We start from the raw sequence: 18,263 nt of genomic DNA, 5'->3' as shown, positions 1-18,263 counted from the left end.
TGCGCTCTGAATCTATGCGCCGGAAAGCTCATCGACACCGCGATTGGCCAGTTCATCCGCCAGCTCATTGTCAGGAACGCCGGAGTGCCCCTTAACCCAGTGCCAGTTAATCTGGTGCCGGGCCACTTCGGTATCCAGCTCGCGCCAGAGATCTTCGTTCTTCACCGGCTTTTTCGCGGAGGTCTTCCAGCCATTGCGCTTCCAGCCCGCCATCCATTCCGTAATGCCTTTACGCACGTACTGAGAGTCTGTAAACAGCTCCACGTCGCAGGGTCGCTTCAGGGCCTCCAGACCACGGATGGCGGCCATTAACTCCATGCGGTTGTTCGTGGTATTTGTCTCCCCGCCGTGAAGGGTCTTGCGATTATCACCATAGCGCAAAACCACTCCCCAGCCGCCGGGCCCGGGGTTGCCTTTGCAGGCGCCATCAGTATAGAGGGTTACCTTGCCGGCCATTCAGCCTCCTGGTTTGGTTTTCGATGATTCACTTCGGTCTGTTAATCGGCGAGCCACTGCGACTGCAACCGCGGGAAGCACCAACGGTACCGGTGCCCGGCAGGGCAATAACCTTGCTTTGACGCCAGACGGGGCGCCTGGGCAACCGGGCGTGGACACGTTTTTTGGCAAGGATACAGTAATAGGCGCCTACCGGCAGGAGTCGATTCCCGGACAACCGATTGTCAATCCGGCTCGTCGGCTTGCGGCCACTGCGCTGCAGCGGCGTTCTGAAAAACCGGGTAATCGACGCTTCAACATTAAAGCCCAGCAGGTGAAGCCAGTCTTCCATGCGTCCGCGCAAGAGGAAGCGACCGCCCCAGGGGCCTTCGCTACTTCTGGAAATCAGTTTGCGCGCGCCCCAGAGGCTCAGAGGATTAAAACCAAACAAGGCCATCGTGCCCTCTCCCCGTAGCACGCGGGCCGCCTCTCGAATCACCTGATGAGGGTAAGGAGAGAAGTCGGCCGTATGGTGCAGCACGACAAGATCCATGGAGTCACCGGGAAAGGCCAGCTCGTCGGCATCGCAGATGGCGACCCCGTCCGGGATATGGGGATACCATCTTGGCGCTGTCATGATCTTCTGGGAGAAATCCGTGCCCGTAGCCAATGGCAGCCGATGGCTGATGCCGACCTGCAACTGCCTGGCGCCTGTCAGACGCTGTAGCTCGGCGTCGACGAAGCGTCTCTGGTCAGCCAACAGTGCCCGACCAAGCGGGGTCTGAAACCAGCGCTCAAAGCTCTCATGTCTGGCGGAATAATCAACAGCCTCGGATTCACTCACCAATGCGCCACTCCCGGAAGCCCTTTCCCATGGTTGGGGCCTTGTATTTAATGCTCTATCATATCAGTCACATTCGATAAGCACATGTGGGGCCCTATGCTGACCATTTCCGCCATACCCGCCTTCAGTGACAACTATATCTGGTGCCTTTCCAACACCGCCAGCGACAAGGCGCTGATAGTCGACCCGGGCCAGGCGCAACCGGTTCTGGACCATCTGGCCGAGAACGGACTGACTCTGGATACCATTCTGGTGACCCATCATCATCCGGACCATGTTGGCGGTGTCAAAGACCTGGTTGCCCGGTTTCCGGATTGCAGGGTGACGGGGCCGGCCGATTCTCCCTATAAAGGCAGTACCAACTTGGTTCATCCCGGTGACGAGGTGATCTGGGAAGATATCACCTTCCAGGTTCTGGGCGTTCCCGGCCATACTCTCGATCATATTGCCTACTTCACCGATGTCGAGGTAAATGATCGACCGGTCCTGTTCTGTGGCGATACCCTTTTTGTCTGTGGATGCGGACGTCTGTTCGAAGGCTCCCCGGAGCAGATGCGTCAGTCTCTTCAGACCCTCCGGGCGCTGCCTGGCAAGACCGCCGTTTACTGCGCCCATGAGTACACCCTCGCGAATCTGCGTTTTGCCCGCAGCTGGTTGCCGGAAGACGAAGGTCTCCGGGCGTTCGAGCAGGAGTGTCAGGCCGCCCGCAATGCAGGAGAACCGACGGTTCCTTCAATCCTTGAAAACGAGAAACGGCTCAATCCGTTTCTGCGCTGGGACGATCCGGCGGTAGTGGACTCCGCCCGCACCTATTGCTCAAGCCGGGGCCTGCCCGCCGATTCTGAGAACGCCATTTTTGCAGCTATCCGCCACGGCAAGGATAATTTCTGACGCCCGGCGATACGCACTTAACAAATCCTCTCAGAGCCGTAACGAGAGGTTTCTTGACCCATTTTAAAGCGGTCCCATAGAATCGTTTCAAAATTGTGACCGTAAATTGTTCAATATGCCGGATTTTTATATGCTGAATCCGGCCTCAACCTTCACCCGGATGCTGTTATGTCGGTCAGACGATTGTCGTTTTTGTTTTTCGCCGGAGCCCTCGCAAGTGGCTGCACCAGCCTGATCAGCCAGGGAGAGCAAAGCCCGCTGAATACGCAGGAAGTTACCGTCGCCGCTGGCGATGAAGGGCTAAAGAAAGCTGTCGAGACCGGAGAAAACCGCGACGCTGCCCGAGATGAGCCGCTGGACGAAGCTATTGCTCCGGAATTGAAGGATGCTGCCAGGGATGCCCGGGAGAAGCTCGACAATCCGGTTCAGAAAACCGCTGAGGCGGAGGTGGTTGAGCAGGATCTGTGGGCAAGACTGCGCACGGGATTTGTTCTGGATCACGATATCGACAATGAACGAGTCCGGGACCAGTTGAACTGGTATGCCCGCCATCCCGGCTACATTGATCGGGTTGTGGAACGCGGCAGTCGCTACCTTCACTATATCGTCAACGAGACCGAGAAGCGGGGGCTGCCTGCCGAATATGCCCTGCTCCCCGTTGTTGAAAGCGCGTTCGATCCCTTTGCCTACTCCCATGGGCGCGCCGCGGGCCTCTGGCAATTCATTCCCTCCACGGGCAAGTACTTTGGCCTGACACAGAGCTGGTGGCACGATGACCGCCGGGACGTCATCGCCGCAACCGACGCCGCCCTGACCTATCTAGAGCGCCTCGCAAACCGTTTTGATGGCGACCACACGCTCGCTCTCGCCGCCTACAACAGCGGCGGCGGCACTGTTTCCAGTGCCATGCGCCGCAACCGGAATGCCAACAAGCCTACAGACTTCTGGTCTCTTCACCTGCCCCGGGAAACCAGACACTACGTCCCCAAACTGATAGCCCTCGCGAAAATATTCGACAATCCCGAGGCCTATGGCATCGAGCTACCATCGCTGAAGGACGAACCCTACTTCGAAGTTGTTGATACCGGCTCCCAGCTCGATCTTGCCCAGGCGGCGGAACTGGCCGGGGTAGACGTGGACGAGATTTACCTGCTGAATCCCTCGTACAACCGTTGGGCAACCTCGCCGGATGGTCCTCACCGGTTGCTCGTCCCGGTACAGAATGCCGAGACTTTCCGCGCAGCCCTGGCTGAGATTCCGGCCAATCAACGGGTTTCCTGGCGCAACTACGAGGTTAAATCCGGGGACAGTCTCAATTCGATCTCCCGCAAATTCTCCACAACGCCGTCAGTGCTGCAGCAGGTCAACAACCTGGACAGCGACCTGATACGCATCGGCCAGCGCCTGATCATCCCCTCGGCCTCCAAAGGCAGCGATGCCTATGCCCTGAGCGCCTCCCAGCGGCTTGAACGTAAACAGGAGCGCAAGCGGGACGGAAACAAAGTTCGCTACACGGTTCGCAAGGGCGATACGTTCTGGGATATTGCCCGAGAGCACCGGGTTTCCGTGCGTGAAGTTGCTGCCTGGAATGGCATGGCTCCCGGCGACCCGCTGATCCCCGGCAAGGAACTGGTTATCTGGTCCCAGACCAGCCAGCCAACGGTGATGGCGGCCAACAGTGGCCGTGGCAAGGCGATGGTTCGGAAAGTGGGCTACCGGGTTCGCAAAGGCGACTCCCTCGCCCGGATTGCCAGCAGGTTTTCCGTGAATGTGCGGGACATCGCAAGCTGGAACGATCTGAATACCGCCCGTTATCTGCAACCCGGGCAAAGTCTGGTACTCTACGTTGATATCCGAAACAGTCCCTGACGTGCGAGACTTATGACAAGAACACGGAAAGCCTCATCCCTTACGTCGTTTTTTTCAGCCCTGGCGCTTATCGCCACACCGCTCATCTCACCGTTTTCCGTCGCCGACGAGGCAATGCCAACACATGGCATTGCCATGCATGGCCAAACCAAATACCCCGCCGGTTTCAGCCATTTCGATTACGTTAATCCGGACGCTCCGAAAGGCGGCACTCTGAAAATGGCGGTTGTTGCCAACGGCTTCGACTCCTTCAACCCTTTTGATATCCGGGGCGTTGCCGCTGCAGGCATCAGCAACTATCTGTATGACACACTCCTTGAGTCGTCGGACGATGAGCCCTTTTCCGCCTACGGCCTGATTGCCGAATCCCTGGAGACTCCTGAAGACCGAAGCTATGTGGTTTTCAATATCCGGGAGCAGGCGCGGTTCCACGACGGTGAAGCCATTACCGCTGAAGACGTAAAATTCTCCTTCGACACCCTTACTACCCAGGGGCACCCCTTCTTCCGGAACTACTACGCTGACGTCAAATCGGTGACCATAGAGGGCCCTCAGCGGGTACGTTTTGACTTCAAGGAAACCAGCAATCGGGAGTTGCCGCTGATCCTTGGCCAGATGCCCATTTTGCCCCAGCACTACTGGGCTGATCGGGAGTTCGGCAAGAATGGCCTCAACCCACCGTTGGGCAGTGGCCCTTACCGTATTGGTGACTTCGAAGCCGGTCGATCGATTACCTACGAACGCGTTGAAGACTATTGGGCTAAGGACCTTGGCGTTCGGAACGGACGGTTCAATTTCGACCAGATCACTTACGATTATTACACCGATGACACCGTGGCGCTGGAGGGCTTCAAGGCCGGCAGTTTTGATTTTCGGCTGGAGTCTTCCGCCAAGAACTGGGCCACGGCCTACACCGGGGAACGGTTCGAAAACGGCACGATTATCAAGGAAGCCATCGAGCACCACCGTCCTTCAGGCATGCAGGGTTTTGCCTTCAACACCCGCAGGAAGGTGTTTTCCGACCCGCTGGTTCGTGAAGCGCTGGCCTATGGTTTCGACTTTCAGTGGGCCAACAAGAACCTCTTTTTCGACCAGTACACCCGCACTGACAGCTACTTCGCAAACAGCGACCTGGCTTCCTGGGGTCTTCCGACCGGCCGTGAACTGGACATACTCGAACCTTACCGGGATCAGCTACCCGATGATGTGTTTACCGAGGAGTACCAGCCACCCACCACCGAAGGACAGCAGGGCCTGCGCGAGAACCTGAGAACCGCTATGGAGCTGCTCAAGTCCGCTGGATATGTCATTCGAGATGGCAAGATGGTACACGGCGAAACTGGCGAACCATTGGCGTTCGAGATCCTGCTGTTCCAGAAGAGCTTCGAGCGGGTGGTTCTGCCCTTCAAGAACAACCTCGGCCGTCTCGGTATCGATGTGACCGTGCGCCTCGTGGACAGCAACCAGTACATCCAGCGCCTGAGGGAATTCGATTTCGACATGATCACCCAGGTCTTCGGCCAGTCGGATTCGCCGGGCAATGAACAGCGGGAATACTGGCATTCATCCACCGTGGATGCCAAAGGCTCGCGGAACTACATGGGCGTGAGCGATCCGGTGATCGACGAGCTTGTGAACATGGTCATTCAGGCTCCAAACCGTGAGGAACTGGTTTACCGGGTTCGGGCATTGGACCGGGTTCTGCTGCACCACCACTATGTGATCCCACACTGGCATCTGAGAAGCGACCGCGTCGCCTACTGGAACCATCTGCAACGTCCGGCCGAGACGCCGAAGAACGGCATCGATCTGGACAACTGGTGGGCGAAGCCCTGAGGAAAACGCCGCTAAATGGGCATCTACATACTCAGGCGTCTGGCGCTGATCATTCCCACGCTGATCGGAATCATGCTGCTCAACTTTGTCATCGTACAGGCGGCCCCCGGTGGCCCCGTTGAGCAGCTTATCGCGGAGATGGAAGGCCACGGCGGCAGCGCCCTGGCCCGGGCTTCCGGCGGCGGCACCGGCGGCGAGGTAGCGGACTCTTCCGGCGACACGCGTGGTTCCCGCGGCATACCCGATGAGCTTCTGAAAGAAATCGAAGTCATGTATGGCTTCGACAAACCGGCCCACGAACGCTTCTTCAAGATGCTCGGCGATTACGCCACCTTCAACTTCGGTGACTCCTTCTTCCGGGAAAAAAGCGTCATCGACCTGATTCTCGATAAAATGCCCGTTTCCATCTCCCTGGGTCTCTGGTCAACGCTGATCATCTATTTCATTTCCATCCCCCTGGGCATCCGTAAAGCCGTTACAGACGGCTCCAGGTTCGATGTCTGGACCAGCTCAGCCATTGTGGTGGGCTACGCCATTCCGGGCTTCCTGTTCGCGATACTGCTCATCGTGCTGTTTGCCGGCGGCAGTTATTTCGACTGGTTCCCACTCCGGGGCCTGACCTCTTCGAATTTCGACGAACTTACCTGGTATCAGAAAATCGGGGATTACTTCTGGCATCTGGCGTTGCCGGTCACAGCAAATGTAATTGGCGGTTTTGCCACCCTGACCCTGCTTACCAAGAATTCGTTCCTGGATGAGATCGGAAAACAGTACGTGGTAACCGCCCGCGCTAAGGGGCTGGATCAGAAAGAAGTGCTGTATGGCCACGTTTTCCGCAATGCCATGCTGATCGTGATCGCCAGCCTGCCCGGGGTCCTTGTCGCTCTGTTCTTTACGGGCTCACTGCTGATTGAGGTGCTCTTCTCTCTCGACGGGCTCGGGCTGCTCGGCTTCGAGGCGGCCCTGAACCGCGACTATCCCGTGATCTTCGGCACCCTTTACATATTCACCCTGATGGGCCTCATCCTGAAGCTGATCAGCGACATTACCTATGTCCTGGTCGATCCTCGGATCGATTTTGAAAGCCGGGAGGGTGCGTGAGTTCCCGGTCTCTGACTCCAATCCAACAGCGGCGCCTGCGAAACTTCCGGAAAAACCGCCGGGGTTTCTGGTCTTTGTGGATCTTTCTCGCCCTCTTCGGTCTGTCATTGGTCGCTGAGCTGATTGCCAACGACTCGCCGCTGGTCGTATCCTATAAAGGCGACCTCTATTTCCCGGTCGTCCAATCGGTCCCGGAGGAAACCTTTGGCGGTTTCCTGCCCACGGAAGCCGATTATCGCGACCCCTTTATCGCCGATGAGATCAGCGCCGACGGATGGATGGTCTGGCCACCGATCCGGTTCAGCTACAACACCATCAATTATGATCTTGAGGTGCCGTCACCGGCGCCACCGAGTGCAGAGAACTGGCTGGGGACAGATGATCAGGGCCGGGATGTTGCAGCCCGGGTGATCTATGGTTTCCGTATTTCGGTGCTGTTTGGCCTGACCCTGACCATCGCCAGTTGCATTGTCGGCGTAGTGGTCGGCGCCATCCAGGGCTTTTACGGTGGCAAAATTGATCTGCTGGGCCAGCGCTTTATTGAGATCTGGTCCGGCCTGCCGGTGCTGTATCTGCTGATCATTCTTTCCAGCATTGTGCAGCCAAACTTCTGGTGGCTGCTGGGCATCATGCTGCTATTCAGCTGGATGGGGCTGGTGGATGTGGTCCGGGCGGAATTCCTGCGGGCCCGTAACTTCGAATACGTCAAGGCTGCCCGTGCGCTCGGCCTCGATAACCGCAAAATCATGTTCCGGCATATCCTCCCCAATGCCATGGTAGCCACGCTGACGTTCCTCCCGTTCATTCTGACGGGGGCAATTACAGGCCTGACCTCCCTGGACTTCCTCGGCTTTGGTCTGCCCTCCGGTTCGCCCTCGTTGGGTGAACTGATTGCGCAGGGCAAGGCCAACCTGCATGCGCCCTGGCTGGGCATATCCGCCTTCGTATCGCTATCGCTGATGCTCACCTTGCTGGTGTTCGTGGGTGAAGCCGTACGCGATGCCTTCGATCCAAGGAAGAGCTGATATGAGCCAATTACTTCAGATCTCCGATCTTTCCATCTGTTTTGATCACGGGTCTCCAGCCGTCGAATCCCTGTCATTGGCGATCCGTGAAGGCGAGACCCTCGCACTGGTGGGCGAGAGCGGCTCCGGGAAATCCATTTCGGCACTGTCGATTTTGCGCCTCCTGGATGCGCGGCATGCCAGTTACCCCAGCGGGCAGATCCGGTACCGTGATGAAGATCTGCTGGCCGCCACCGAGAAACGCATTCGCCAGATCCGCGGTCGGGAGATCGGGATGATATTCCAGGAGCCGATGACATCCCTTAACCCGCTGCACACCGTGGAGAAGCAGATTGGCGAAACCCTGGAACTGCACAAGGGAATACGCGGGCCACAGGCAAAACAACGCTGCCTGGAGCTGCTACAACTCGTGGGGATACAGAACCCGGAAAGCAAGCTTGGCGCCTACCCCCACCAGTTGTCGGGAGGGCAAAAGCAGCGGGTGATGATCGCCATGGCCCTGGCCAATGAACCCGATCTCCTTATCGCGGACGAACCCACAACGGCACTGGATGTAACCGTACAGAAACAGGTTCTCGAATTGCTCAGGGACCTTCAGAAGAAGCTGGGGATGGCCATTCTGCTGATTACCCATGACCTGACCATCGTTCGCCGATACGCCGACCGGGTGGCCGTCATGGAACATGGCAAACTCGTGGAGGAGGCCGACACCGACGCTCTGTTTGCCAGCCCACAACACGCCTATACCCGCAAGCTGCTGGATGCTGAGCCCCCGGAAGCGCCCCTACCCCTCGATAAACGTGCAGAACCGCTGCTTGCTGTTGAACGACTGGACGTGCGTTTCACGATACGTAAAAGCCTTCTGGGCAAGGTGAAGGAATCCTTTCACGCCGTGCAGGGCGCCGATTTCCAGCTCAACCGGGGCGAAACACTTGGGATCGTTGGGGAAAGTGGAAGCGGCAAGACGACCATCGGCCACGCCCTGCTGAAGCTTACCGCCAGTACAGGGAGTATACGCCTCGGCGGCGAGGAGCTGGCGTTTCTTAACCAGAAGGATTTCAGGCCCTGGCGAAGGCGCGTACAGATTGTCTTTCAGGATCCGTTCGGCAGCCTGAGTCCCAGAATGTCCATTGCGGAAATTGTCCGGGAAGGTCTGGAGATCCACGACTCAGACAACGCAGCAGAACATGACAACAAAGTGATTCGCGCGCTGACCGACGTTGGCCTGGACCCGGAGGCACGGCATCGATACCCACACGAATTCTCTGGCGGCCAGCGCCAACGTATTGCCATCGCCCGGGCTCTGGTGCTGCAGCCCGACCTGATCATCCTGGACGAACCCACATCAGCCCTGGACCGCACCGTGCAGAAGCAGGTCATTGAACTGTTGAGGGATATCCAGACCCGTTATGGTCTAAGCTATATCTTTATCAGCCATGACCTGGCTGTGGTGCGCGCCCTGAGCCATAAGCTTCTGGTGCTGCAGCATGGCCGGATCGTGGAATATGGTGACGCAGCCAGGATTTTTGATGCACCGCAGGCGGAGTACACCCGTGAGCTGCTGAACGCCGCATTCTTTTACCAGAAACCAACTACGACTATTTGAGCGTTACCCCGGCCAGAGCACTCAGGGATAATGCTCGCAAATCAGGAACACAGGGAGAACGACCCATGGGAATCCTCAGTGGCAAGAAAGCACTGATCGTTGGCGTAGCCAGCAAACTGTCCATTGCTTATGGCATCGCCGAGGCCTTCGCCCGCGAAGGTGCCGAACTGGCGTTTACCTACCAGAATGAAAAACTTCAGCCACGGGTTGAGAAATTCGCCGAACAATTCGGCAGCAAGCTGACCTTCCCCTGCGATGTCGCCAGCGACGAAGAAATTGAAAACGTCTTCAAGGAGCTGGGCAAGCACTGGGACAACATCGACATTATTGTCCATGCGGTTGGCTATGCGCCTGGACACGAGCTGGACGGCAACTACGTCGACGTCACCACCCGTGACGGCTTCCGCATTGCCCACGATATTAGCTCCTACAGCTTTGTCGCGCTGGCCAAGGGTGCCCGCGGCATGATGCACGAAGGCAGCTCGCTGATCACCCTGAGCTACCTGGGCGCCGAGAAGGTTCTGCAGAACTACAATGTGATGGGCCTTGCCAAGGCTTCCCTGGAAGCCAACGTTCGCTATATGGCCGCCAGCCTGGGCCGGGACGGCATTCGGGTAAACGGCATTTCCGCCGGCCCGATCAAGACCCTGGCCGCCTCTGGCATCAAGAGTTTCCGTAAGATGCTGGCCGAAAACGCCAGGCGTGCACCGCTGCGTCGGAACGTCACCATCGACGAAGTGGGTAATGCTGCCGCATTCCTCGGCTCTGATATGTCCTCCGGTATTACCGGCGAGATCATGTACGTGGACGGCGGCTTCAACATTACCGGAATGGGTGAACTGGAAGAGTAAGTCTCACCTTCACCGAAAGTAAAAGAGCCGGCGCTATGCCGGCTCTTTTCGTTGGGTTGCACCGAAAACGCTCAATCCTCGGCCATCGCCGAGGCCACGGCCTCCACCCACTCGACGTATGCGGTTTCGTCAGACTCGATGATTCGCGCCCCCACCAGAAAGCTCGACTCGTTGGGTCGGCACCAGACCACTTCGACCATCAGACCGAAAGGCTGGGCATGGTTACCAAGAAATACGCTCGCCGGCAGCAGGGCCCCCAGGGAAAGAGGCTCATTAGCGGTCAGGCAAAGGCCACTGGCGGAAATATCACGAATACCGCAGACAAGTTCCCGCTCCTCGCCCCCGGCATCTTCAGGCAAGCCGGATTCGAGCTCAAGTATTGCCCTGGCTCGGGCGGTAAGGCGGTAATCGGCCCGATTGTCTTGATCAACGGGCGGTTCATTCAGGGTCCCAAAGCTATAGTCGTTATCTGCCATTGTTATTTTTCCTGCTTCGGCAATATCAGTTGCGGCCAACACGGATGCGCCCGACTACCCTGCTAAGGGTATCGTCGAACTCCGCGGAGGTTCCCAGAACCCGGATTCGTCCATCGACAATGCCTTCAACCAGGGCGTCCTCGAGAAACTCGCGCCGGTTCAGGCCCAGACGGTCCACAAACACCAGCTTTCTGGACGCATTGATGCGCACGGCCAGTTTCAGACGGGCCGGTTCATCAGACGTTTCATCGGGTTCAACGACAATCCAGCCACCAAGCTTGATGGCGTCCACCTGCTTCTCGGCCAGCAGCGTTCTTTCCTTCCGGATCCGTTCCTTTTCAGCCTGTTCATCGGCAAGACGTTGCTCCTCAGCGGCCTGCCGCTGGCGTTCAAGCTCGGCTTCACGCTCTGCCTCCTCCGCCCTGCGCCGTTCTTCAGCGGCTTCTTTTTCCCGCCTCAATTCCTCGGCGCGCAACCTGGCAGCTTCCGCCGCCTGTTCCCTCTGCAGACGCTGTTTCTCGCAGACGCGGGCAAGCAGTTCGACGGTTTCTGCCAACACCGTTCCGAACGGCGTGAGTTTCGGCAATGGCCGGATCTGCTCCTGCTCCAGGGCCCTCTGGAATTCTCCCCAGGTCTGCAGCCCCAGTTTTACGCCGGCGCCGTTGGTCCAGAGGATTTCTGCCGATTCTGGTAAAAACGCATAGAAGTAACGGCGCTGCTCTCCGGCACCCTCGCCCTCGACAAACCATTGCCCCTCATAGGGTTCAAAGGCTTCTGCGGCGGGCACTTCGAAGCTGAGCCAGCTGCTGTCCCACTGGAAGCTTCCCGCCGCCGGCAGAGCCTCGACAAGGTCTGGTGCTTCCCCTCTCAGCCTGGAAACCATAGCGGATTCGATCCCCGACAGGGACTCCGCGGGCAGTGATTCGCTAAAGACCCGTTTCCAGACGTCGAGGATTCGATCACCGATCTGTTCGCCCACGTGATAGAGCCGGTTACGGTCCTTGTCGGAAAGCGACGGATCACCTATCCAGACTAGCCATTCCAGCAACTTGCTGCCATGTCGCAAATTCTCTCCCTCGAGACCGGAATCCCAGATCGACTGTTTCAGCAGACCCTGCCAGTGATCAAGGATAAAGCGGACAATCGGAAGCGGCAGTTTGCGCCCCTGGAGAGCACGACCGATCAATGCCCGGGAAGACTGTTCTGCCTTGCGCTGCTTTGCAGCACCCTGCTCGGTTTCCAGTAGCCGCTGGCGGAGTTTTCCAACCTGTGCATTCCTCTTCCCGGCGTCTTCCTGCCAGCGATAGCAGAATTCATTCACCGGCTCCGTCTTGCCAGATTCAAAGCTTGCAGAAACGGCGATTACCAGCGAATCAAGTTGATCCAGAAGCACTTTGGAGGAGCGGCCTCCGGAATCACTCCAGCCGCGCCACTCCTGAAGGCTGTCCAGCCACTCCAGTAGAGCCTTGCTGAAGGCTTTCTTGCCTTCCAGATTCATGCGCCAGGCAAGATAGAAACGCAGCCTGGCCACCCGACGGGCGAGGCTCGGGTGCAGACCGCTTGTTTTAAGGAAGACGTCCATGATGCGGTCAGCCACATAGGCGGCGTTCACCTGCCGGGCCGACCACTCCAGATGAACGGAGCGGATAACATGAGTCACCCGCTCGTCGCGCTGTTCCGACCAGCAGGAAATGAGCAGGGGGCGCCAGTCGCTAACGGCGTCTGGTTCGAGCTTGCCAGCCGGGTATGGGAGGTCAGGAACACGAATGCCGGCCAGGACATCGTCAATCTTGCCTGAAACCGCTGCAACGGAAGGCACATCCTTCGGTCTCTGCCTGTTTTGCGACATCCATTCCCCGTACTTAAGAAGCGTTGAAAAGGCCCTGTAAATAACGCAGTATAACCAACTCGTCGGGGTTTACCGCAACCGTGCGCCGACGTTATTCGCGTTAATCTGCAACCTTGTTGGCATAATCCATGGTCCATCAGGGCTGCAACGATCAGAATCGGGGAAGCAGAACAACATGTCGGGCAACAAACTAGAGAATCTGAATGTGGCGAGCCAGGAAGCACTGATCACTCCTGAAGCGCTGAAAAAGGAGATGCCGCTCTCCGATAAGGCCGCAGAAACCGTCTCAAATGGCCGCCAGGCGATCTATGACATCATGGATGGAAAGGACCACCGGCTATTCGTCGTGGTGGGCCCCTGCTCCATTCACGATGTTGAAGCTGCGAGAGATTACGCCGCGCGCCTGAAGAAGCTTGCCGATGAAGTCAGCGATACCCTGCTGATCGTTATGCGTGTCTATTTCGAGAAGCCTCGCACAACCGTTGGCTGGAAAGGTCTGATCAACGACCCCCACCTCAACGACACCTTCGATATCGAGCAGGGCCTGCATATTGGTCGTCGTCTGCTACTGGACATCAACGAGATGGGCCTCCCCGCGGCGACCGAAGCGCTGGATCCGATTTCCCCGCAGTATCTTCAGGACACCATCGCCTGGTCCGCCATCGGCGCCCGTACCACGGAGTCCCAGACTCACCGTGAAATGAGCAGTGGCCTGTCCATGGCCATCGGCTTCAAGAACGGCACCGACGGCAGCCTCGACGTTGCGGTCAACGCCATGAAATCCGTGTCTCACCCGCACAGTTTCCTGGGCATCGACCAGCAGGGCCAGGTGGCGATTATCCGTACCAAGGGCAATAACTACGGCCACGTTGTTCTGCGTGGTGGCGGTGGCAAACCCAACTACGATTCGGTAAGCGTCGCTTTGTGTGAGCAAGCCCTTGATAAAGCCGGATTGCGCAAGTCAATGATGATTGACTGTAGTCACGCCAACTCCAGCAAGGATCCGGCAATCCAGCCACTGGTCATGCAGGATGTAACCCACCAGATCCTCGAAGGCAATACCTCGATCCAGAGCCTGATGGTGGAGAGCAACATCAATTGGGGGAACCAGTCCCTCCCCGAGAACCTGGCGGATCTGAAGTACGGTGTCTCCGTGACAGACGCCTGTATTGACTGGCCGACTACGGAAAAGGCCATTCGGGATATGCGCGACAAGCTGAAAGACGTACTGCCCAAGCGCAAGATCGGCTGATTTTAGCCCGATACCAAACGGGGAGCCTCAGCTCCCCGTTTTTATTACCCCACCTATCCAGTCCAGCCGCTCCCTGAGCGCCACTACGTGGCCGATGATGACCAGCGTCGGCGGTTGAACGGCTTCGGCGTCTACCCTCTCGACAATATTACAGAGATTGCCGGTGACCACACGCTGATCCCTTGTGGTTCCCTTGGAAACCAGCGCAACGGGCATATCGTGGGACATGCCATGAGCGACCAGTTGCCGGCAGATGATCGGCAAACCTACGAGCCCCATGTAGAACACCAGGGTCTGATTGTTCTGGACAAAGTCTCGCCAGGGAAGATCGCAGGTATCGTTCTTGAGGTGGCCGGTCACGAACCGGACTGACTGGGCATAATCCCGATGGGTGAGCGGGATTCCGGCGTAGGCGGCGCAGCCCGAAGCGGCGGTTATACCCGGCACAACCTGAAACCGGACGCCGGCATCGGCCAGGGTTTCAATTTCTTCGCCCCCGCGACCGAAGATAAACGGGTCTCCACCCTTGAGACGGACTACCTTCCGACCCTGCCTGGCCAGATCCACCAATCGTTGATTGATCTGGTCCTGAGGCAAGGTGTGGTTTGCCCGCTGCTTGCCAACATGAATCATCTCGGCTGTGTCTGGAATCATAGCCAGTATTTCCGGCGATACCAGGCGATCGTATAGCACAACTTCGGCGGACGTAATCAGCCTCCAGGCCTTGAGTGTCAGCAGTTCAGGGTCGCCCGGTCCGGCCCCGACGAGGGCCACTTCTCCCGCAGATGTGTTCGGGTTCGAGGTAACCGGGTTTACCCTGTACCTTACCGGTGCAGGGGTTGCACTAACGCCCTTCCCTGGTGCGCTTTCTTGCTGATCACTCATTGGATTCTGTCGACGCCTCCCATGTACGGCTTGAGAACCTCCGGAACCACAATGCTGCCGTCTGCCTGCTGGTAATTCTCCATCACCGCAATCAGTGCACGGCCAACCGCAAGACCTGAACCGTTCAGCGTATGAACGGGTTCCGGCTTTCCGGTTTCCGGATTACGCCAACGGGCATGCATGCGGCGTGCCTGGAAATCACGGGTGTTGGAGCAGGATGAAATTTCACGGAACTTGGCCTGTCCCGGCAACCAGACTTCGAGATCGTACGTCTTGGCCGCTGAAAAGCCCATGTCGCCTCCGCAGAGCGCAACCACACGGTAAGGCAGTTCCAACAACTGAAGCACCTTTTCGGCATGACCTGTCAGAGCTTCCAGCGCGGCATCTGAATCACCCGGACGGACCACCTGCACCAGTTCCACCTTGTCAAACTGATGCTGACGGATCATGCCGCGGGTATCCCGGCCATAGGAGCCGGCCTCACTGCGGAAGCACGGAGTATGACAGACCATCTGCAGCGGCAACTCAGCGGCATCAAGGATGGAGTCTGATACCAGATTGGTCGCAGGCACCTCCGCGGTTGGAATCAGATAAAGCGGATGTTCGCCCTCGGTTTTGAACAGATCTTCCTCAAACTTGGGCAACTGGCCCGTGCCATAGAGGCTATCAGCATTCACAAGGTAGGGTACGTAAGTCTCCAGGTAGCCATGTTCGCGAGTGTGCAGGTCCAGCATGAACTGAGCCAGAGCCCTATGCAGCCGCGCCACAGGGCCTCGCATGACCGCAAACCGGGAGTGCGCCAGGCGGGTTGCTGTTTCGAAGTCCAGGCCTTTCAGGCTCTCACCCAGGGCAACGTGATCCCTGGGCTCGAAATCGAAGTTCCTGGGCGTACCCCATGTGCGAATCTCGACGTTATCGTCTTCACTCTCGCCGGCGGGCACATCTTCATCGGGAAGGTTCGGGATACCTGCAAGGAAGGCGTTCAACTCTTCCTGCAGAGTGCGAAGCTCGTCTTCGGCCTCAGACTTCCGCTTCTTCAGGTCTTCCACCTCGTCCAGCAACGGCTGGATGTCCTCACCGGCAGCTTTGGCCTTGCCGATCGATTTGGAACGCTTGTTCTGCTCGCTCTGCAGGTTTTCCGTGCTTACCTGAAGGGCGCGGCGGCGTTCCTCAAGCTGCTCGAAGGCGGCGGTATCGAATTTGAAATTCTTGATGGTCAGCCGACGGGCGATCTCTTCTGTCTGGGTGCGGACACGTTTGGGATCGAGCATGATTATCCTGAATCTTCCGGTTAGCGATGTTTTGAATGACTGGCCATTATACCTGCACTGGCGCTCGTGGCTACCGCAGCAGAAGGCTCAGGTATAGCGTTTACGGGGGCTTTCAGCGTTGCGGGAATCCAGGCGCTGGCGCTTCTCGGCCAGCTTGACCTCAAGCCCACGATTCACGGGCTCGTAGTATCGGCGCTCGTGGATTGCTTCGGGCAGATAGGACTCGCCGGCGGCGAAGGCTTCCGGTTCATCGTGGGCGTACCGATAGGTGTCCCCGTGGCCCATGCTCTTCATCAGCTTGGTGGGCGCATTGCGCAGGTGCACCGGGACTTCGTAATCCGGGTCCTGCCGGATGTCCGCCATGCATCTGTTGAAGGCGTTATAAACAGCATTGCTCTTGGGCGCCATGGCCAGGTAGGTCACCGCCTGGGCCAATGCCAGCTCCCCTTCCGGCGACCCCAAACGCTCCTGAGCGTCCCAGGCCTCCATGCTGAGCTGCAGGGCACGGGGGTCGGCATTGCCTATGTCCTCACTGGCAATGCGCACCAGGCGCCGGGCAACGTAGAGAGGATCACAGCCGCCATCGAGCATCCGACACAGCCAGTACAGCGACCCGTCTGGATCTGAGCCACGAACGGATTTGTGCAGGGCTGATATCTGGTCGTAAAACACATCACCGCCCTTGTCGAACCGCCGCAGGCTGGTCTGCATGACCTGCTCAAGCTGATCCGCCATAACCCGTTCCGTGCCTGCCTCATCCGGCTCGGCCAGATCAGCGGATACTTCCAGGATATTCAGGGCGCGGCGGGCGTCGCCACCAGAGGCTGCCGCCATCAGGGTCAGCACGTCTTCATCAACCCGCAGGCGTCCACCAAATCCCTCATCAGCGGTCAGCGCACGGCGTAGCAGCTGAAGAATATCCTCTTCCTCAAGGTTCTTGAGCACGTAGACACGAGTTCGGGACAGCAAAGCACTGTTCAGCTCGAAAGAGGGATTCTCGGTGGTGGCACCAACGAAGATGAAGGTGCCATCTTCAATATGGGGGAGAAACGCGTCCTGCTGGCTTTTGTTGAAGCGGTGAACTTCATCCACGAACAACAGTGTGTCCCGGCCCTGAGACTGCTTCCGATTTCGGGCGCGCTCCACAACGGCCCGAATCTCTTTCACACCGCTCAGTACGGCCGAAACCGTCTCGAAGCTGAGATCGCTGACATTGGCCAGTAGTTGGGCGAAGGTGGTTTTGCCGACTCCGGGAGGGCCCCAGAGGATCATGGAGTGAAGCTGGCCCTGCTCGACCGCGCGCCGAAGCGGTTTGCCGGGCCCTACCAGGTGGGCCTGGCCAACATAGTCACCAAGGCTTGCCGGCCGCATTCTCGCGGCCAGCGGGCGAAAGCCAGCAGATTCCGCGAACAGGCTGTCCTGCATCAGGCCCCGTCCCGGATAATGTCCACACCCTCCGGATAGTCGAGGGTAAATGCGCCGGCCTCAACGGGCTCGTTCAGCCTGATCCGGTCAAAACTCAATACGCTGAGCTGTGCCAGGGAATCCTGCATGCGCATCTCCTGGAGCTCACCCTTGAAGAACGTCAGCCTGAGGGACGTGAAGAGGGAGTCCGGGCTGCGTGGCTCCAGGATAAATTCTCGGGTATTGTCGCCAATCTGGCGACCAGACACCCTGTAGGTTTCCTCCAGATTATCCACTTCACCGCTCAGCAGGAGCGCGGGTGTGGATTGCACACGATCGTCTAGATTGTGGATCGTGACCTGTTCCAGGTCCGGATCGTAAACTTCTACGGTTTCGCCATCACTGACAATGAACTGCGACAGGGGCGCACTGGTCTCCCAGTAAAACAGCCCCGGGCGCTTTGCCTTGAGCGAACCACGGGTTTCCTGAACCTTGTTGCCGTTCTCGTTAACAACGATCTGGATGAAATCCGCTTGGTAGGATTCGTAACCCTTCAGCAGCGAGGCCAGCTCGTTCGCGCTTTCGCTGCTCTCGCTCGCACTCACAGGGCCGGCAATAAACACCGCCATTGCCAGGATGGCCAGGCATTTCACAAAAGATTGTCCCAT

15 protein-coding genes and 1 pseudogene are annotated in these 18,263 nt (G+C 58.0%); 8 read left to right on the top strand and 8 right to left on the bottom strand.

Annotated features, from left to right (window positions below; all coding sequences use genetic code 11):
• Positions 1 to 12: 12 nt before the first annotated feature.
• A complete protein-coding gene (gene rnhA / locus ACWJ62_RS16695) occupies positions 13 to 456 on the bottom strand; it encodes a ribonuclease HI (RefSeq protein WP_449287210.1) in 444 nt (147 codons plus the stop codon).
• A 28-nt stretch (positions 457 to 484) separates the two neighbouring features.
• Positions 485 to 1,279: a class I SAM-dependent methyltransferase gene (locus ACWJ62_RS16690; RefSeq protein ID WP_088559176.1), complete on the bottom strand. Its 795-nt coding sequence runs from the start codon at positions 1,277 to 1,279 to the stop codon at positions 485 to 487.
• Positions 1,280 to 1,375: 96 nt separating this feature from the next.
• Here ACWJ62_RS16690 and gloB point away from each other — a divergent pair, with 96 nt between their 5' ends.
• From gloB to ACWJ62_RS16655, 7 genes are all read left to right on the top strand, one after another.
• A complete protein-coding gene (gene gloB / locus ACWJ62_RS16685; protein ID WP_449287209.1) occupies positions 1,376 to 2,170 on the top strand; it encodes a hydroxyacylglutathione hydrolase in 795 nt (264 codons plus the stop codon).
• A gap of 168 nt (positions 2,171 to 2,338) precedes the next feature.
• Positions 2,339 to 4,039, top strand: a complete 1,701-nt coding sequence (locus tag ACWJ62_RS16680; protein WP_449287208.1) for a LysM peptidoglycan-binding domain-containing protein — start codon at positions 2,339 to 2,341, stop codon at positions 4,037 to 4,039.
• 12 nt (positions 4,040 to 4,051) lie between these two features.
• Complete coding sequence (locus tag ACWJ62_RS16675; RefSeq protein ID WP_449287207.1) at positions 4,052 to 5,875, top strand: extracellular solute-binding protein; 1,824 nt, start codon at positions 4,052 to 4,054, stop codon at positions 5,873 to 5,875.
• 15 nt (positions 5,876 to 5,890) lie between these two features.
• Entirely contained in the window at positions 5,891 to 6,976 is a 1,086-nt protein-coding gene (locus ACWJ62_RS16670) for a microcin C ABC transporter permease YejB (protein ID WP_449287206.1), read from the top strand.
• Positions 6,973 to 8,001 carry an ABC transporter permease gene (locus ACWJ62_RS16665; protein ID WP_449287205.1) on the top strand — a complete coding sequence of 343 codons (1,029 nt, stop codon included), beginning with the start codon at positions 6,973 to 6,975 and terminating at the stop codon, positions 7,999 to 8,001. Before ACWJ62_RS16670 ends, ACWJ62_RS16665 begins: the two co-directional genes overlap by 4 nt.
• Position 8,002: 1 nt before the next feature.
• On the top strand, positions 8,003 to 9,607 hold the full coding sequence (locus ACWJ62_RS16660) for an ABC transporter ATP-binding protein (RefSeq protein WP_449287204.1): 1,605 nt from the start codon (positions 8,003 to 8,005) through the stop codon (positions 9,605 to 9,607).
• Positions 9,608 to 9,672: 65 nt separating this feature from the next.
• Complete coding sequence (locus ACWJ62_RS16655) at positions 9,673 to 10,458, top strand: enoyl-ACP reductase FabI (RefSeq protein WP_449287203.1); 786 nt, start codon at positions 9,673 to 9,675, stop codon at positions 10,456 to 10,458.
• A 71-nt stretch (positions 10,459 to 10,529) separates the two neighbouring features.
• Here the strand turns inward: ACWJ62_RS16655 and ACWJ62_RS16650 are convergent, their stop codons facing one another.
• Together ACWJ62_RS16650 and ACWJ62_RS16645 are read right to left on the bottom strand one after the other, a co-directional pair.
• Complete coding sequence (locus ACWJ62_RS16650; protein WP_449287202.1) at positions 10,530 to 10,934, bottom strand: PilZ domain-containing protein; 405 nt, start codon at positions 10,932 to 10,934, stop codon at positions 10,530 to 10,532.
• Between the two features lie 25 nt (positions 10,935 to 10,959).
• Positions 10,960 to 12,783, bottom strand: coding sequence for a DUF1631 family protein (locus ACWJ62_RS16645; RefSeq protein WP_449287201.1), 1,824 nt, complete (start codon positions 12,781 to 12,783; stop codon positions 10,960 to 10,962).
• 175 nt (positions 12,784 to 12,958) lie between these two features.
• Between ACWJ62_RS16645 and ACWJ62_RS16640 the strand changes: the two genes are divergently transcribed.
• On the top strand, positions 12,959 to 14,035 hold the full coding sequence (locus ACWJ62_RS16640) for a 3-deoxy-7-phosphoheptulonate synthase (protein ID WP_449287200.1): 1,077 nt from the start codon (positions 12,959 to 12,961) through the stop codon (positions 14,033 to 14,035).
• Positions 14,036 to 14,062: 27 nt separating this feature from the next.
• Here ACWJ62_RS16640 and cobA read toward each other — a convergent pair.
• The 4 genes and pseudogenes from cobA to lolA all read right to left on the bottom strand — a co-directional run.
• A pseudogene (gene cobA / locus ACWJ62_RS16635) lies at positions 14,063 to 14,929 on the bottom strand (uroporphyrinogen-III C-methyltransferase); the annotation flags it as partial.
• On the bottom strand, positions 14,917 to 16,191 hold the full coding sequence (gene serS, locus ACWJ62_RS16630; RefSeq protein ID WP_449287199.1) for a serine--tRNA ligase: 1,275 nt from the start codon (positions 16,189 to 16,191) through the stop codon (positions 14,917 to 14,919). The gene serS and the pseudogene cobA, both read right to left, overlap by 13 nt.
• A gap of 87 nt (positions 16,192 to 16,278) precedes the next feature.
• Positions 16,279 to 17,616 (bottom strand): replication-associated recombination protein A, encoded by a 1,338-nt coding sequence (locus ACWJ62_RS16625; RefSeq protein ID WP_449287198.1) that lies wholly within the window; start codon positions 17,614 to 17,616, stop codon positions 16,279 to 16,281.
• Positions 17,616 to 18,263 (bottom strand): outer membrane lipoprotein chaperone LolA, encoded by a 648-nt coding sequence (gene lolA, locus ACWJ62_RS16620; RefSeq protein ID WP_449287197.1) that lies wholly within the window; start codon positions 18,261 to 18,263, stop codon positions 17,616 to 17,618. The genes ACWJ62_RS16625 and lolA overlap by 1 nt, the downstream gene beginning before the upstream one ends.

The organism is Marinobacter sp. PE14, assembly GCF_053566155.1.
This window is presented reverse-complemented; position numbering and strand designations above follow the sequence as displayed.

Coding starts and splice junctions, on each gene's coding strand:
- ACWJ62_RS16660 (WP_449287204.1), top strand. CDS start 8,003: ATGAGCCAATTACTTCAGATCTCCGATCTTTCCATCTGTTTTGATCAC.
- lolA (WP_449287197.1), bottom strand. CDS start 18,263: ATGGGACAATCTTTTGTGAAATGCCTGGCCATCCTGGCAATGGCGGTG.
- gloB (WP_449287209.1), top strand. CDS start 1,376: ATGCTGACCATTTCCGCCATACCCGCCTTCAGTGACAACTATATCTGG.
- rnhA (WP_449287210.1), bottom strand. CDS start 456: ATGGCCGGCAAGGTAACCCTCTATACTGATGGCGCCTGCAAAGGCAAC.
- serS (WP_449287199.1), bottom strand. CDS start 16,191: ATGCTCGATCCCAAACGTGTCCGCACCCAGACAGAAGAGATCGCCCGT.
- ACWJ62_RS16625 (WP_449287198.1), bottom strand. CDS start 17,616: ATGCAGGACAGCCTGTTCGCGGAATCTGCTGGCTTTCGCCCGCTGGCC.
- ACWJ62_RS16670 (WP_449287206.1), top strand. CDS start 5,891: ATGGGCATCTACATACTCAGGCGTCTGGCGCTGATCATTCCCACGCTG.
- ACWJ62_RS16650 (WP_449287202.1), bottom strand. CDS start 10,934: ATGGCAGATAACGACTATAGCTTTGGGACCCTGAATGAACCGCCCGTT.
- ACWJ62_RS16640 (WP_449287200.1), top strand. CDS start 12,959: ATGTCGGGCAACAAACTAGAGAATCTGAATGTGGCGAGCCAGGAAGCA.
- ACWJ62_RS16675 (WP_449287207.1), top strand. CDS start 4,052: ATGACAAGAACACGGAAAGCCTCATCCCTTACGTCGTTTTTTTCAGCC.
- ACWJ62_RS16655 (WP_449287203.1), top strand. CDS start 9,673: ATGGGAATCCTCAGTGGCAAGAAAGCACTGATCGTTGGCGTAGCCAGC.
- ACWJ62_RS16680 (WP_449287208.1), top strand. CDS start 2,339: ATGTCGGTCAGACGATTGTCGTTTTTGTTTTTCGCCGGAGCCCTCGCA.
- ACWJ62_RS16645 (WP_449287201.1), bottom strand. CDS start 12,783: ATGTCGCAAAACAGGCAGAGACCGAAGGATGTGCCTTCCGTTGCAGCG.